This is a genomic window from Corynebacterium tapiri (genome assembly GCF_006334925.1).
Classification (GTDB): Bacteria; Actinomycetota; Actinomycetes; order Mycobacteriales; family Mycobacteriaceae; genus Corynebacterium; species Corynebacterium tapiri.
The window spans coordinates 79731-95539 of record NZ_VDHJ01000008.1; the positions used below are offsets into that span (position 1 = coordinate 79731).

12 protein-coding genes are annotated in these 15809 nt (G+C 62.6%); 7 read left to right on the forward strand and 5 right to left on the reverse strand.

What is annotated here, in order from left to right; genetic code table 11:
• Window positions 1–62: 62 nt before the first annotated feature.
• Window positions 63–1475, reverse strand: coding sequence for a dihydrolipoyl dehydrogenase (gene lpdA, locus FHE74_RS06550; RefSeq protein ID WP_180339702.1), 1413 nt, complete (start codon window positions 1473–1475; stop codon window positions 63–65).
• Window positions 1476–1870: 395 nt separating this feature from the next.
• On the opposite strand from lpdA, the gene FHE74_RS06555 reads away from it, so the two are divergent.
• From FHE74_RS06555 to FHE74_RS06570, 4 genes are read left to right on the forward strand one after another with little or no spacing between them, the layout of a single operon-like run.
• On the forward strand, window positions 1871–2962 hold the full coding sequence (locus tag FHE74_RS06555) for an alpha/beta hydrolase (protein ID WP_139465710.1): 1092 nt from the start codon (window positions 1871–1873) through the stop codon (window positions 2960–2962).
• A 33-nt stretch (window positions 2963–2995) separates the two neighbouring features.
• A complete protein-coding gene (locus tag FHE74_RS06560; RefSeq protein WP_139465711.1) occupies window positions 2996–4975 on the forward strand; it encodes a prolyl oligopeptidase family serine peptidase in 1980 nt (659 codons plus the stop codon).
• A gap of 13 nt (window positions 4976–4988) precedes the next feature.
• Entirely contained in the window at window positions 4989–6254 is a 1266-nt protein-coding gene (locus FHE74_RS06565; RefSeq protein WP_139465712.1) for a M1 family metallopeptidase, read from the forward strand.
• On the forward strand, window positions 6251–7375 hold the full coding sequence (locus FHE74_RS06570) for a hypothetical protein (RefSeq protein WP_139465713.1): 1125 nt from the start codon (window positions 6251–6253) through the stop codon (window positions 7373–7375). Before FHE74_RS06565 ends, FHE74_RS06570 begins: the two co-directional genes overlap by 4 nt.
• Here the strand turns inward: FHE74_RS06570 and FHE74_RS06575 are convergent.
• A complete protein-coding gene (locus FHE74_RS06575) occupies window positions 7292–8656 on the reverse strand; it encodes an HNH endonuclease signature motif containing protein (protein ID WP_139465714.1) in 1365 nt (454 codons plus the stop codon). The genes FHE74_RS06570 and FHE74_RS06575 overlap by 84 nt on opposite strands.
• A 134-nt stretch (window positions 8657–8790) precedes the next feature.
• Here FHE74_RS06575 and rfbB point away from each other — a divergent pair, with 134 nt between their 5' ends.
• The 3 genes from rfbB to rfbA are packed head-to-tail and all read left to right on the forward strand — an operon-like array spanning window position 8791 to window position 11945.
• A complete protein-coding gene (gene rfbB / locus FHE74_RS06580) occupies window positions 8791–9786 on the forward strand; it encodes a dTDP-glucose 4,6-dehydratase (protein WP_139465715.1) in 996 nt (331 codons plus the stop codon).
• A complete protein-coding gene (gene rfbD / locus FHE74_RS06585; RefSeq protein ID WP_139465716.1) occupies window positions 9787–11088 on the forward strand; it encodes a dTDP-4-dehydrorhamnose reductase in 1302 nt (433 codons plus the stop codon).
• Window positions 11085–11945, forward strand: coding sequence for a glucose-1-phosphate thymidylyltransferase RfbA (rfbA, locus tag FHE74_RS06590; RefSeq protein ID WP_139465717.1), 861 nt, complete (start codon window positions 11085–11087; stop codon window positions 11943–11945). The genes rfbD and rfbA overlap by 4 nt, the downstream gene beginning before the upstream one ends.
• Here rfbA and FHE74_RS06595 read toward each other — a convergent pair.
• From FHE74_RS06595 to FHE74_RS06605, 3 genes are read right to left on the reverse strand one after another with little or no spacing between them, the layout of a single operon-like run.
• A complete protein-coding gene (locus FHE74_RS06595) occupies window positions 11942–12565 on the reverse strand; it encodes an MBL fold metallo-hydrolase (RefSeq protein WP_139465718.1) in 624 nt (207 codons plus the stop codon). The genes rfbA and FHE74_RS06595 overlap by 4 nt on opposite strands.
• Entirely contained in the window at window positions 12565–13659 is a 1095-nt protein-coding gene (locus FHE74_RS06600; protein ID WP_139465719.1) for an S-(hydroxymethyl)mycothiol dehydrogenase, read from the reverse strand. Before FHE74_RS06600 ends, FHE74_RS06595 begins: the two co-directional genes overlap by 1 nt.
• 57 nt (window positions 13660–13716) lie before the next feature.
• On the reverse strand, window positions 13717–15723 hold the full coding sequence (locus tag FHE74_RS06605) for a glycoside hydrolase family 3 protein (protein WP_139465720.1): 2007 nt from the start codon (window positions 15721–15723) through the stop codon (window positions 13717–13719).
• Window positions 15724–15809 lie beyond the last annotated feature (86 nt).

Consider the following 15809-nt stretch of genomic DNA (forward strand, 5'->3'; position numbering starts at 1 on the left):
TGCGGGTGTCCGCTAAGGGAAGGCCGCTGTCCGCAATGATGCGGAAAATAACGGGCTCCTTCCTAGAGGTTGATCATGTGACCCTCGATGCCGTGGGCGGCTTCCTTCAGCGCCTCGGACAGGGTCGGGTGGATGTGCACGTTGCGAGCGATCTCCCCGGCGGTCAGGTCGAAGCGCTGCGCCAGGGTCAGCTCCGGCAGGAGCTCGGAGACGTTTGCGCCAACGAGGTGGGCACCGAGCAGCTCGCCGTACTCCTCGTCGGCCACGATCTTGGCAAAGCCATCGGTCTCAGCCAGGCCCACGGCCTTACCGTTCGCGGAGAACGGGAAGGTGGCGACCTTGATGTTCTTCTCCGGCCACTTCTCCTTCGCCTGTGCCTCGGTGTAGCCGAAGGAGGCGACCTGCGGGTTACAGAAGGTGGCGCGCGGCATCATCATGTAGTCGCCCAGCTCCTGGGTTTCGGCACCCGCGATGGTCTCGGCGGCCACCACGCCCTGCGCCTCCGCAACGTGAGCGAGCTGCAGCTTGGCGGTGACATCACCGATGGCGTAAATGCCCTCGACGTTGGTGCGCATGAAGTCGTCGATCTCAATAGCGCCGCGCTCGGTGAGCTTGACGCCGGTGTTCTCCAGGCCGAAGCCTTCCACGCGGGGAGCAAAGCCCACGGAGACCATGACGCGATCGACGGTGACGGTCTCGGTCTTGTCCGAGCCCTTCTTCTGGTAATCCACCTCGACGCTGTCCCCGTTGTCGCGGACAGCAGTGGTGGCGTGGCCGGTGAGGATCTTCACGCCCAACTTCTTGTAGGCCTTAGCGATGGCCTTGGAGACCTCGGCGTCCTCGTTCGGCAGAACGCGGTCCATGAACTCGATGACGGTGACGTCCACGCCGTAGTTGGACAGGACGTAGGCGAACTCCATGCCGATGGCGCCGGCGCCGACGATGACCATCTTCTTCGGAGCCTCGGGGTTGAGGATCTGCTCCTCGTAGGAGACAACGTTGTCCGAGAACTCCACGCCCGGCAGGGTGCGGACCACGGAACCGGTGGCGATGATGCAGTTATCAAAGGTGATGGTCTTGCCCTTGTCATCACCCTCGGTGATCTCCAGGGTCTTGGCGTCCTTGAAGGAACCCAGGCCGTTGATCTCGGTGATCTTGTTCTTCTTCATGAGGTAATGCACGCCGCCGACGATCTTTTCGGAGACCTTGCGGGAGCGCTTGTGGGCATCCTCAAACTTGAACGAGACGTCGCCCTCGATACCGAAGGTCTTCTTCTCGTGGGTGAACAGGTGGGCAACCTCTGCGTTCTTAATCAGGGCCTTGGAGGGAATGCAGCCCACGTTGAGGCAGACGCCTCCCCAGTACTGCTTCTCCACAACGGCAACCTTCTTGCCCAGCTGTGCAGCGCGGATGGCGGCGACGTAGCCACCAGGGCCGGCGCCGAGTACAACAACGTCAAAATGTTCGTTAGTCACGGTGCCCAATCGTACTAAAAAGGAACACCCACCGTGCCGATACCGACAGGTGGGTGCGCGTTCGCAGAAGGCCTTAGTTGAACAGGCCTGCCAGGATTCCGAGGTTGGCCGCCTGGGAAGAGAGGCCGTGCAGGCCGCCGCCGAGGAACTCGTTGATGAAGAGCTGGAACTGATCGAGCATAGGGATTCCCGTCTGGTGATAATTGACTTGTCTTAGGTGTTAGCGTGGCCGAAGGGCGCAGCGTTACGGTGCCTGATTATGCACTAGGAAACACTTGCACACCACCTGAAACAGGCCTAGCATTTTCCTTTAATTGGCACGTTAACGCTATCGTCGTCAGACACGATTAAGGCAGTTGCATGCCCCTAAACCCCGTAGCTTAAGGATTGCCCTAGTGAAGAAGTATGCCCACCTCGTAGCCGCCCCCGCGCTGGCTGCGGCTCTCGCTTTCTCCCTCGCACCAGCTGCCCACGCCGCCGAGAAGACCCCGGCACAGGTGGCCGGAAACGTCCAGGTGGGCGCGGTGTCCCCGATTACTGATCCGATCACCCCTGAGTCCCCCAAGTGGCGCCAGAAGACCGAGGGTGACAAGCGCGTTCAGCACCTCAACGTCTTCTCCCCTTCGATGAACCGCAACATCCCGGTGGCGCTAATTAAGGCTGATAAGCCGGGCGCTCCGACCCTCTACCTGCTCAACGGCGCTGGTGGCGCCGAGCAGAACATGGACTGGATCACCTCCGGTGACAATGTGGTGGACTTCTACCACTCCAAGGGCATCAACGTGGTCATCCCGATGGACGGCGCTTTCTCCTACTACATCGACTGGGTTGGTCAGCCGACCGGCAACAAGTACCTGGACAACGGCCCGCAGCGCTGGGAGACCTTCTTGACCAAGGAGCTGCCCGGCCCGATCGAGGCACACGCCCAGGCGAACAACAACCGCGCCATCGCCGGCATGTCCATGTCCGCTTCCTCCGCCGCCATCCTGGCTGCCCACAACCCGGGCTTCTACGACGCTGTGGCTGGCTTCTCCGGCTTCTACAACTTCGTGGACCAGCCGGCCCACGCAGTCCACGGCCTGACCCTGCAGCGTGGCAACGCCACCCCGGATCAGATGCTGGGCGCCCCGGGCTCCCCCTCCGCTCGCCACGCCGACGTGGTCCGCAACGCCGAGGGCCTGCGCGGCACCGAGCTGTACTTCTCCAACGGCTCCGGCCTGGCTGATCGCACCGACCAGGCGGGCTACTACCTCGAGCAGGGCATCAACCCGGCCGCTGCCACCATCGGTTCTGCTCAGCTGCAGGTCGAAGGCGGCGTTATCGAGGCCGGTACCAACGCCTCCACCCACTTGCTTGATGAGAAGCTGAAGTCGCTCGGCATCCCGGCCACCTTCAACTTCCGCAACAAGGGCACCCACTCGTGGCCGTCCTGGCGCGATGACCAGGAGAAGTCCTGGCCGGTGCTCGAGCGTGGCCTTTTCCGCTAAACGCTGAAGCCATTCTGGTCTACCCTGGCCAGCATGGCACGCCACGATATCGATCCCGTCGTTCTGGAGACTATCGATAACCCCGAGGCTCTGAGCTGGGCCCATGAGTGGTCGCAGGCAACCGAAACTGCCCGCGACCACTCTTTGCTATCTGCCCAGCTTCTCGAGGCCCTCAACGCTCAAGATCGCATCCCGTATGTCTCCCGGCGCGGGGACTACCTCTATAACTTCTGGCGCGATAGCACTCATCCCCGTGGGCTGTGGCGCCGAACCACGCTGGAGAGCTACACCGCGGACGATCCCCAGTGGGACGTGCTCCTCGACATCGACGCGCTGGCACAAGACGAAGCCGAGGACTGGGTGTTCAAGGGCGTTTCGCTGCGCCGACCCAATGCGGACCGCGCGCTGGTTCGCCTCTCCCGCGGCGGGGCGGATGCGGTCGTGGTGCGCGAGTACGACGTCGAGAAGCGTTGTTTCCTCCCCGAAGGATTTGTTCTTCCCGAGGCTAAGACAGAGATTTCCTGGGCCGGCGAGGATTCCGTGCTGGTGGGCACTGACCTGGGAGAGGATTCCCTCACCTCGTCTGGTTATCCCCGGCAGGTGCGTCTGTGGCACCGCGGGGACAGGGTGGACAACAGCGAGGTCCTGGCGACGGCCAGCCGCGACGATGTGCTCATCGCGGGTGACTACGACCACCAGTCGGGCCGCGTGAGTGTGGTGCGACTGTTGGATTTCTATTCCACCCGCTACAGCGTCTCCTCAGGCGGCGGAATGACCCAGCTTGCCCTGCCCGAGGATTGCCATGCCACGATTGATGGCGAACAGCTCTTCATCGAGCCGCGCACCGAGTTCGCGGGGGTTCCGGCGGGTGGTTTGGGAGTTATGCGTATCGACGACTTCCTTGCCGGCCAGCGCGATTTTCGCGTGGTCTTCCGTCCGAGCGAGTCGACCGCGCTGCGAGGCTTGAGCCTCACCCGTAACTACCTCGTGCTCACCGTGCTGGATACGGTGCGTACCCGGGTGCTGTTTGTCTCCCGGGACGTGCCTTCTAAGCCGGCCACTCCCCTGGCGCTGCCGGACATGCTTACGGCCACCGTGGTGGCCACCGACGACGACTCCGATGAGCTGTGGATCTCTGCTTCCTCCTTCGCGGTTGCTCCCACGCTGTATCGGGTGGACTTGTCGACGTCGCTTCAGCCCGAACCCATCAAGGCCATGCCCAAGCGCTTCGATGACCGGGGGGTGGAAACCCGCCAGCACTGGGCAGTGTCCGCAGACGGGACACGCATCCCGTACTTCATCACCGGGCGTTTCGAGGGCAAGCGCCCAACGCTCGTGGGTGGCTATGGCGGATTTGAGGTTTCACTGACCCCCTCGTATTCCCCGGTGCAGGGACTGGCCTGGCTGGAACGCGGCGGGTATCTGGTGCAGCCCAACCTGCGGGGTGGTGGCGAGTTTGGCCCGCAGTGGCATTCGCAGGTCACGGGCCGGAATCGCCACAAGGTATGGGAAGACCACGAGGCGGTGCTGCGCGATGTGCAGTCCCGCGGGTACGCCGATGCGCACCAGACGGGAATCCGCGGTGGCTCCAACGGTGGCCTGTTGACCTCGGGTGCGGTTACCCGCTATCCGGAATTGTTGGGTGCCGTCGTGGTCAATGTGCCCCTGACGGACATGCTGCGCTATCACACCTGGAGCGCGGGAGCTTCCTGGATGGCGGAGTATGGCGACCCAGACGACCCGCAGGATCGGGCAGCGATCGAAAAGTGGTCCCCGCTGCATAACGTCAGCTCCGCGCAGGCCTATCCGCCGACCTTGGTGACCACCTCCACACGGGACGACCGCGTTCATCCCGCCCACGCTCGCCTCTTCGCCCACGCTTTGTCGGCCGCCGGGCAGCCGGTGGACTACTACGAGAACTCCGTGGGCGGTCACGCGGGCGCTAGCGACAACGAGCAGATTGCCCACGTCGAGGCGCTGACCTTTGAGTGGCTCTGGCACCACCTGGGCTAGCATTGAGCCGGTTATGACTGCTTCTTATACCGGTGATGAGCCAAACCTCGGCATCCGCGTCAACCACTACGCCGTGGATTTGAATTATCGCGTGTTGCCGAACCGCCTCGATGCCCGCGCGGGCGTCAGCATCGAGCCCACCGGTGTGCTCGAGCACTTCACCTTGGATTTGCAGCCCTCGATGGCGGTGCGGCGCGTCAGCGCCACCGGGGCCACGGTCCGCAAATTCAAGCAGTCAGGCGGCAAGCTGCGGGTAACGCTCGAGCCCACAACCGAGCCCTTCACACTGGACGTTCGCTATGGAGGAACCCCGCGCCCACGCCGAACCACCTGGGGGGAAATCGGCTGGGAGGAGACCGACAACGGTGCACTTGTGGCCTCGCAGCCCAATGGAGCCTCCACCTGGTTCCCGTGTGATGACGCCCCCGGCGCAAAGGCCACCTTCGATCTGGTGGTCACCGCCGATAACCCCTTCACCGTCATCTGCCACGGCAACCTTGTTTCCCGCACCCCGGGGGCGTCGACAAGCACCTGGCGCTACGTCAGCGACACCCCGCTGGCTACGTACCTGGCCACGGTGCAGGTCGGCGAGTTCACGCACGTCGAGCTGGGGTCGCGGTGTACCGCCTTTGCCCCGGCGGAGCTGGCCTCGACGGTTTCTGCCTCTTTCGTGGACCAGCAGGAGATGCTCGAGCTCTACGAACGGTTGTTTGGCCCCTACCCGTTCGACGATTACCGGGTGGTGATCACCCGCGACGTGCTGGAGATTCCCCTCGAGGCGCAGGGGTTGTCGATTTTTGGTGCCAACCATGCGCGCCAACCCGCGGTGTATGAGCGTCTCATTGCCCACGAGCTGGCGCATCAGTGGTTCGGCAACTCCGTGGGAATCGGCCGATGGCAAGACATCTGGCTCAATGAGGGTTTTGCCTGCTACTGCGAGTGGCTGTGGTTCGAGCACCGGGGACGACCGGCCGCCGACAGCGCGCTGGCGCATTACCGCGTGCTCGCCCAAGAACCGCAGGATCTGTTGCTTGCCGACCCCGGCGCCCGCGACATGTTCGACGACCGCGTGTACAAGCGTGGCGCTCTGACCATCCATGCCCTGCGCACGTGCGTGGGTGATGAGGCTTTCTTCTCAGCGGTGCAGCGCTATGTTGCCGCGGGCCGTCACTCAGTGGTTACCCGGCCAACGCTTGCGGCGGCTTTCGACTCCCCCGAGGTTGACGCCGTGCTCGCTCGTTGGCTCGACTCTCCGGTGCTGCCGCCGTTCCCGCAATGAGGTCACTGACCGCGGCCACGCTTTTTGCCGCTCTGGCTGGCTTCGGCATTCTCATCGCAGCCTCGCGCACTCTTTCCGTCGCCGATTACGAGCGCTTCTTCGCAGCGTGGGGAGCATTCTTTGCCGGCACGGGAATCATCGACGGCCTCACGCATGAGACCACCCGTAGCGTCAACGCTTCTCGACGCGCCTCCGCTCCCGGCCAGGCACGCCCCTGGAAGCTGGCTATTGGCGTCGGCGTTGTAGGGGCACTGTTGGCGCTCGTTCTTGGTGGTCCCGCCGGCGCCTTGCTGGCGCTTGGCATTGCTTCCTATAGCTTCCAGGCAGTGGCTGCAGGTTCGCTGGCGGGGACTGGCCGGTGGCGGAGGTATGCCGGCCTCATCGCTTTCGATTCCGGTATCCGGGTTGTCCTCGCAGGTTTGGCCTGGTGGTTGAACTGGGGGCTGACGAGCTTCTGGATCATCACCGTGATCGGGGCCCTGAGCTGGATTTTGATCTACAGGCACATCGACATCGTTGTTGACGCCGATCAGCGCACTTTCAACCGGCGCAGTGCGGCGGCCATGGCAGCCGCCGGTTCGTCGGCGGCGATGATCCCAGGTTTTCCCTTTGTGCTGCATCTGACCACGCATGGCGCGGACTCGCTCACCGGAGTAACCATCGGCGCAATCATGACCGCGGTGACGTTCACTCGCGCCCCCATCGTTGTTCCACTACAAAGGTTCCAATCCGCGTTGATCGTCCGCTTCGCCCACACCACGCACGTGCGTGCTCTGGCGATTCCCGTCGGGATAGTCCTGGGAGTGGGGCTGATCGGTGCAATACTTGCCGGCGCCATAGGACCGCGTTTGATGTTGGCAATCACCGGCAATCCGGCGCTGGTGGCCCCGGGTGTGGTGCTCGCTCTTCTGACGTTCGCCTCGGCTTTCACCGGGGTCCTGCTCATCACCGGCGCAGCGAGCCTGGCGCGCGCGCAGCATCGCCGATACGTTCTCGGCTGGTTGAGCGCGACGCTCGCCTCGGCTCTAGTGCTCTGCCTACCCCTCCCCCTCGAAGTCGCCGTGATTTCGGCCCTCATCGCCGGACCCGTTATCGGCGGAACTATCCATGCCTGGCGCTGACCACGCACGTGCGTGGTCGTCGAACGAAAGTTCATCGACCCATTCTTCTGCACACGCCGGCACCACCCGCACCGGCAGAGAACGATTGTGGGAGTGATACTCGCTTCCATCGCGGAACCGGAATACGACTGTGGATGTGTCATTGTGCGCGAAGCCGATACTGAACACCCCATCCGAGACCCGCGCATGGCAATGGGAACACAGGGGAAGAATGTTGTTGGGATCAGTCAATCCTCCGGTCACCCATTCCTCGATGTGGTGAAACTCCATGAACTGTGTGTGCTTGCACCCTGGAGTCGCGCACATGAATCCCCAACGAGCGAGGACGGCTTCGGCCAGGCCATCGCTGACTAGGCGACGCGAGCGACCGTAGTACAAGTGTCTGCCTGCCGAATCGAGCAAGTGCCCGCGCATTTCCGCGTTGAGGATATCCCCGGTCAAACGTCGAGAGGGGCAGGCTGGATTCCCCGGTAGGAATGCGTGCCCGTCCTCCGAGAACATCACGTGAACCTGGGTCCCGGGAGCTCTCCTCCGGTTCATTGGCTGGCAATGCGCAATGCCGACTAGACCCAAGAAGGCTGGAACGAGATTCTTGCCGGCAGGTACGCCGTATCCGGAGGCGCTGCGTATCCGGGTAGTTTCCACAGGCTCCGGCTGCGTAGCCGTCTCCTCCAGCTTCTCATCCACATCCTGGGTGTTGTGGGGATCTGGTATGTCAGAGGCGTCGATAAGCATGGAGAGCTCTCCCACCTTCAGTGCCGCCTTGATCTTCTCACCGGTGAGTGGGTCGAAGTTCCCGGAGATATGGAGCCGGCCGGTAGCTTTGTTCGTCCAAATCCGGAGGCGGTTTTCCTCGTCATTGTCTTTGCTTCCTGGCTGGTCACGGCCGGCGAGCGCTCGCTCGAGCTCTCGGTAGGACAGGGATACCGCCAGTTCGACGAGGTCCAACTCGTTGTCCGTGGTGAGATACCTCGCCAGCAAGCGAACTTGCGAATAGGAGATCCGGCCAGCCATATATTCGTCGGCGCAGTAGACGTATTGCTTGAGTAGCCGGGCGACGCGGACATATTCGTAAGCAGTGTTGTCGGCCATATCGAAATAACGTGCGAGCCAGGCAGCCGTCGAAACGGCACCGCAGTAGCGGTAAACCTGACGTTCATCGAAGTCGCCAAGACACTCCAAGAAGCGTGCCTGGCTCCGCGAAATCTCTCGATGAGCTCCCGAAAGATCGCTAATAAGCTGCTCGTGAGTCTTTTCGTACACATTTTCCAGCACCGTCATGTTTCTCCCCCTAAGACGAAGCGCGCGATCTACCCCGACGCGCTTTCGTAGAACATAATAGCGAAAACCACACGCACCGCAACCCCATTTTCACACACTTGTTCGAATCACATCAAGACGCTATACTCTCCCCCATGACACGACTCACGATTACCGGCGGCGCCGGATTCATCGGTTCCAACTTCGTTCGTTCTGCGCTCAACCGCGGCTACGACATCACTGTGGTCGATGCATTCACTTACGCCGGCAATCGAGCGAACCTCGAGGGTCTAGATGTCGAGGTCATCGAGGGGGATGTGGCGGATCCGGACATCGCTCGGCGCGCAGCACAGCGAGGGGACACGATCGTGCACTTCGCCGCGGAGAGCCACAACGACAACTCCCTGAAGGACCCCTCCCCGTTCGTACGCACCAACATTCTGGGAACGTTTGAGCTGCTGCAGGCGGCGCTGCGTAACGACGTCCGTTTCCACCACATATCCACAGACGAAGTCTTTGGCGACCTGGAGATCGACGAGCCTCGAAAGTTCAACGAGGACACCGCCTACCACCCATCGAGCCCGTACTCCGCCACTAAGGCCGGTTCGGACCACCTGGTCAACGCGTGGATTCGCTCCTTCGGACTCGCAGCCACCATGTCCAACTGCTCGAACAACTACGGCCCTCGCCAGCATGTGGAGAAGTTCATCCCCCGGCAAATCACCAACATCCTCAGCGGACGAACGCCCAAGCTCTACGGCTCTGGCTTACAGGTTCGCGATTGGATCCACGTAGACGACCACAATGAGGCTGTCCTGGACATTCTCGAGCGCGGACGAATCGGGCAGACGTACGCCATCGGAGCTGACAACGATCACGTCAATAACCTGCAGGTCATCGAGCTGATCTGCGAGCTCATGGGCGCCCCCGGATACGAGCACGTGGCGGACCGAGCGGGGCATGATCAGCGCTACGCTATCGATTCCAGCAAGATTCGCGAAGAGCTGGGATGGCGCCCCCGGTTCACCGACACCGAAACCGGCATGCGCTCCGGTCTGGAGAATACGATTGCCTGGTATCGCGAGAATGAAGACTGGTGGCGGCCAGTCAAAGACCATGTGGAAAGTGCCTACGCACAGAAGGGGCAGTAGATGAGCATCGACGGCCTACACGTCATCGACCTGACCGTGCACCCCGACGCACGCGGGTACTTCAAGGAGAACTGGCGCATTGACTGGTTGGACTTCCATCCGGTCCAGCAGAATGTATCCCTCAACGTCGAACGCGGAACCACCCGAGGCCTCCACGCTGAGCCGTGGGACAAGCTGGTCTCCGTGGCTACCGGCTCGGTCTTCGGTGCCTGGATGGACCTGCGAGAAGGCTCCCCCACCTTTGGAGAGACCTTCACCACCACCATCACGCCAGACACAGCGGTTTTTGTGCCCCGGGGCGTGGCCAATGGCTTCCAGGCGCTCGAAGATGAAGTCGCGTACCTGTACCTGGTCAACGACCACTACTCCCCCAACGCCACCTACGCCAATGTCTCCTACCGAGTCATCGACTGGCCTCTCGAGCCCACCAACGTGTCAGACAAGGACCAGCACCACTCCCCAGAGCCCACCCCGGTTCCACCGAAGAAAATCCTTGTGACCGGCGCGAACGGCCAGCTAGGACGCGCGCTCAGAAAGCAGCTCGGCGATCGAGCCGACTACTTTTCCCACAAAGAGTTCGACGTCTGTAACCCGCCTGAACTGCGCTATCGCAACTATTCCGCGATCATCAACACTGCCGCCTACAACGCGGTGGACAAAGCGGAATGCGACGCGGCCAACGCCTGGGCCGTCAATGCGCAAGCTCCGGGAAAGCTGGCGGACATCGCCACCCAGCACGACCTCACCCTTGTACACGTGTCCACCGATTTCGTTTTCGCCGGCAGCGACCAGGATTACACCGAGGACGCTGAGGTCACACCGCTCTCGACCTACGGCGCCTCCAAGGCCGCAGGTGAGATCGCAGCTCAGCGCAGCCGACGCCATTACGTCGTGCGCACGTCCTGGGTCATCGGCGACGGCGCCAACTTCGTGGACACGATGCGTTCTTTGGCAGAACGGGGAGTAAAACCCAGCGTGGTCCATGACCAGGTAGGCACCCCGACGATGGCCTCCGAACTGGCCCGCGGGATCGTGCACCTGCTGGATAAGAAATGCGACTATGGCCTCTACCACCTCACCTCCGGTGGAGACCCCGTAGGCCGCGACGAGCTGGCCATGGCGACCTTTATCGCCGTGGGCCACGACCCGTCTGAGGTCCGCCCGGTAAGCACCGCGGACTACGCGCAGGGCAAGGAGCTGGCACGCCGCCCCCACCGCGCTGTGTTGTCGACCAGCAAAATCGAGGCGACCGGTTTCACACCCGAAAACTGGCGCGTGGGCCTGGCACTATATCTGGCATGAGAGGCATCATCCTGGCCGGCGGTTCCGGCACACGGCTGTACCCCATCACCCAGGGGATCTCTAAGCAGCTCATGCCGATCTACGACAAGCCCATGATCTACTACCCGCTCACCACCCTGATCCAGGCGGGTATTCGCGACATTCTGATCATCACCACGCCCGAGGACCAGCCGGCATTCCAGAGATTGCTTGGCGACGGTTCCCACCTGGGCATCATGCTCGACTACGCCGTGCAACCCCGCCCGGAGGGCCTGGCCCAGGCGTTTGTGATCGGCGCCGACTTCATCGGCGATGATTCCGTGGCCCTCGTGCTCGGCGACAACATCTTCGACGGTCACGGCTTCAGCACCGCTTTGCCGCAATGCCAGCACCCGGAGGGCGGAATCGTGTTCGCCTACGAGGTCTCGGACCCGCAGCGCTATGGCGTGGTGGAGTTCGATGAGACCGGGCGCGCAATCTCCATCGAGGAAAAACCAAACCAGCCGAAGTCGAATCACGCGGTCGTCGGGCTGTATTTCTATGACAACCGGGTGGTGGACATCGCATCGTCGATAAGCCCCAGCGACCGCGGGGAACTCGAAATCACCGCCGTGAACGAGGCATATCTTCGCTCCGGGGAGCTCGCGGTACACACCATGCACCGGGGCGATGTGTGGCTGGATACCGGGACGATCGACTCCATGGCGGAGGCGGCCGCGTATGTGGAGGTGATCCAGAAGCGCACCGGGCAGGTGATTGGATCGCCGGAGGTGGCCGCCTACGAGGCCGGATTCATCAATGCCGAGCAGCTGAAAGCGCTGGCCGAGCCGCTGATGAAGTCGGGGTACGGGCGCTACCTCTTAGACGCAGCGAGTTAGTGCCCGCGCCTGATCCACTCCTCGAGGTGAGGCGCCTCGTCCTTGACGTAGGTGTGCGGACCGTGACCGGTGCGCACCTTGGTCTCGGCCGGCAGGGTGAGGATCGACTTCTGGATGGAGTCGATGATCGTGTCGAAGGAGGAGAAAGAACGGCCAGTCGCACCTGGACCGCCCTGGAAGAGGGTGTCGCCAGAGAAGAGCTCGTTGGCTTCGGGCAGGTAGAGGCAGCAGGAGCCCGGCGAGTGACCTGGGGTGTTGAGCACCTGCATGTCAGTGCCGGCGATCGTGAAGGTCTGCATGCCGTGCATCTCGATGAAGGTCGTGTCACCGTGCGTCATCTCCCACAGCATGCGGTCGCCGCCGTGCAGGTAGATCGGGGCGGATAGGCGTGCGGAAAGCTCCGGGGCCACGGTCACGTGGTCGTTGTGTCCGTGGGTGCAGATGATGCCCCGGACCGTACGATCCCCGACCGCCTCGATGATGGGCGCAGCGTTGTGGGCGGCGTCGATGATGTAGACCTCGGAGTCATCGCCCACGAGCCAGATGTTGTTGTCCACGTTCCACTCTCCACCATCGAGGGCGAAGGTGCCGTTGGTTTCTACGTGATCGATGCGCAGCATTAGACCTCCACCACCGATCGCAGGACGTCACCCTTCTTCATGGTCGCGAAGGCGCGCTCCACGTCCTTAAGGCCGATGCGCTCGGTCACAAAGGCATCCAGCGGCAACTGTCCGTTGTTGAACAGCTGCACGTAGGCCGGGAAGTCACGCTCCGGCAGGCAGTCGCCATACCAGGAGGGGCGCAGGGATCCACCGCGACCGAAGAAGTCGATGGCAGGCAGTTCAATCTTGTCGGTGAGGTTGGGCACGCCCACCAGGACCAGGCGGCCAGCGTGATCGCGCGAGTAGAAGGCCTGCTGGAAGGTAGGCATGATACCCACCGCGTCGATGGCCACGTCGGTGCCAAAGCCATCGGTCAGGTCGCGGATCTTCTCGGCAACCTCCTCCACGCTCAAGTCGGTGGAGTTGATGGTGTGGGTCGCCCCGAAGTCCTTGGCCTGCTCGATCTTGCGCTCATCCAGGTCAACGGCGATGATCTTGGCCGCGCCTGCCAGCTTGGCTCCCGCCACGGCGGCCATGCCCACGCCGCCCAGGCCGAAGACGGCGACGGACTCGCCGATCTGGATCTCGCCGGTATTCACCGCAGCGCCCAGGCCGGCCATGATGCCGCAGCCCAGCAGGCCGGCGGCGGCCAGGTTGGTATCCGGGTTGATCTTGGTGCACTGGCCCTCGTGGACCAGGGTCTTCTCTGCAAACGATCCGATGCCCAGTGCGGCGGTCAGCTCCGTGCCGTCGGTAAGCGTCATGGGCTTCGACGCGTTGTGCGTGGCAAAGCAGTACTTTGGCTCCCCCTTCTTGCAGGCGCGGCACTCGCCACACACGGCACGCCAGTTGAGCACCACCGTGTCGCCGGGCGCGACATGGGTGACGTTCTCACCCACCGTTTCCACAATGCCGGCAGACTCGTGGCCCAGGAGGAAGGGGTAATCATCGGCGATATCGCCCTCGCGGTACGCCAGGTCGGTATGGCACACGCCGCAGGTCTTTACCGCGACGATGACGTCGTTCGGGCCGGGATCGGGGATAACGATGTCCGTTAGCTCGACCTCGGCACCCTTTTCGCGGGCGATGATTCCCTTGACAGTGGTAGGCATAATGATTCCTTTCGTTGAACCATCGCGAGCCTACCTGTCATATTCAATAGGCGCTTTTTATTGAAAACGCTTTCCGTAACCGTATTCGTAGCTCACACCGTCGCGGTCCAAGTACGCGTATCCAGACTCCTGGAACTTGCCCGGAACATCGCGCGCAGAGTTCTCCACCACGGCCACCGATGCCGGCAGGCTCATGGGCAGCTTGCCCTTCGGGCCACCGTCGACACCAGCCAGGGAGGCCAGCAGCTCATCCGGGGTGATCTCAAAGGTGGCCACCACCGAGTCGGCGGCTGGCTCTAGCTCGCCAAGCAGCCAGGGGTTGATGAGATTGACGCACAGCACCGTGGGCACGTCCTGCTCGATGCGCAGAATGCGGTCCACATCCACGCCATTGTCGCGCGGGTCGATGGACAGCGATGTGCCCTCCTTGTCGTCGGCGAAGAGGTTGATCTCCGGGCGGGCCCACACGATGGCCAGGTCGGCCTCGGCCGCGCTGTCGACCAGCTCGGCGTCGGGGAGTTGGCGGGATACGGCGTCGACAAGCTTCTCCTGCACCCGCTCCGGCTGCGTGCGACCGGTGACGTACACAAAGATCTTGCGGGCATTCAGCGGCAGCGTCTCACCCTGGCGCAGCAGAGTCACACTGTCACGCTGGGCTGCGCGGCCCAGCTCGGCCACCTCGTCGCCGCCGACAATGCGCTCGGCAGCGGCCTCATCCACGTAGGGGTTGTCAAACAGCCCCAGCTCGAACATCTCCTTCAGGAGGCGACCGCAGGCCTGATCCAGGTCGGCGTCCTCCAACAACCCCTGCTCATAAGCAGCGAGCAGCTGGCGGGGATCCGCCATGTCCGAGAAGATGTCCGTGCCTGCCTTCACCGCCGCCGCAAAGCGCTCCGGCTTGCTCAGTTCTTCCACTCCCCACGGCATGGCGTCGATGATTCCGGAGTCGGAGTTGACGTAGCCGGTGTGCCCCATCGTCTCGCGCAGCAGGCGCTGGATGAAGGTGGTGTTGTAAGCAAAGGCCACCTCCTCGAACTGCGTGGTCGGGCCCTGCCAGAACTGCTCCTCCAGCTGGGGTGCAGACTCGTTGACGGGCTTAGCGTAGTAGGGCATGACCGAGGCCACGCCCGCGTCGATCGCCGCCTGGAAAGGCGGCAGATGATAGCGCCCGAGGGCCGACTCGGTGGGGTACTCATTGGTCTGGCCCCACTCAAAGTGGGGATCGTGGCCGTCGTAACGCACTCCTCCACCCGGGAAGTGCTTCACCGTCAGCGCCACCGACTCCTCGCTCAGCTTCGCGCCCTGCATGCCGCGCACCAACGCCCCCAGGTAGGCCGAGGCCAGATCGGGATCCTCGCCAAAGGTGCCGTTGAAGCGCGACCACCGCGGCTCAGAGGCCACATCGGCCATGTACCCGTACAGCTTGTGTATGCCAGCCGCACGCCACTCCTGGGCGATGCGGCGACCATAGTCCTCCATGCGCTCGGCATCGTCCAGCGCCGCCAGGCCAATCTCGGCGGGCCACTCGGAGAACACACCGGAGGACTCATTCACGCCGAACGTGGCCACCAGCGCCACGTGGTTACGAGGGTTAGAGGCAAAAACCACCGGGATGCCCAGTCGCGATTGCTCGGCAACCTCCTGAACGGCGTTGGTCCACACAGCCAGATCGCGCGGCGCCAGGTTATCGCGGCAGATCAGGTAGCGCTGGTGCCGCTCGTTGATGGCGGTGTCCGTCGCCGAGGTGACCAGGACCGGCTCGGGGTAGGCCTGGGAGGTAATCGGGTTGGAGTCGCGCCAGACGTCCTTGGGGTTAAGGAGTTGACCTTCTTCGGCGTGGTCGAGAAACTCGGAGTACCCGGGGTAGTGCGACCCGATGATCATCAGGCCGATCTTCTCCTCTGGGCGCATCCGGGTGAGCAGATCAGCCGCGCGTTCCTGTGGACTCAGGCGCCAGTCCTCGTAGGGGGTAAGCTTTCCATCTCCGTCCAAATCACGGAACGAGTGCCCATCAACGGTCAGAAGTTCTTTGTGACGGCTTGTAACGCGCGGTTGATGTGTCATGTTTATCCATAATAGATAAGACTTTTAACCCGGCCAGTCTCCTCGCTTAAATAGTTTCGGGGGCGTAACGTTTGCTCAGAACTTTT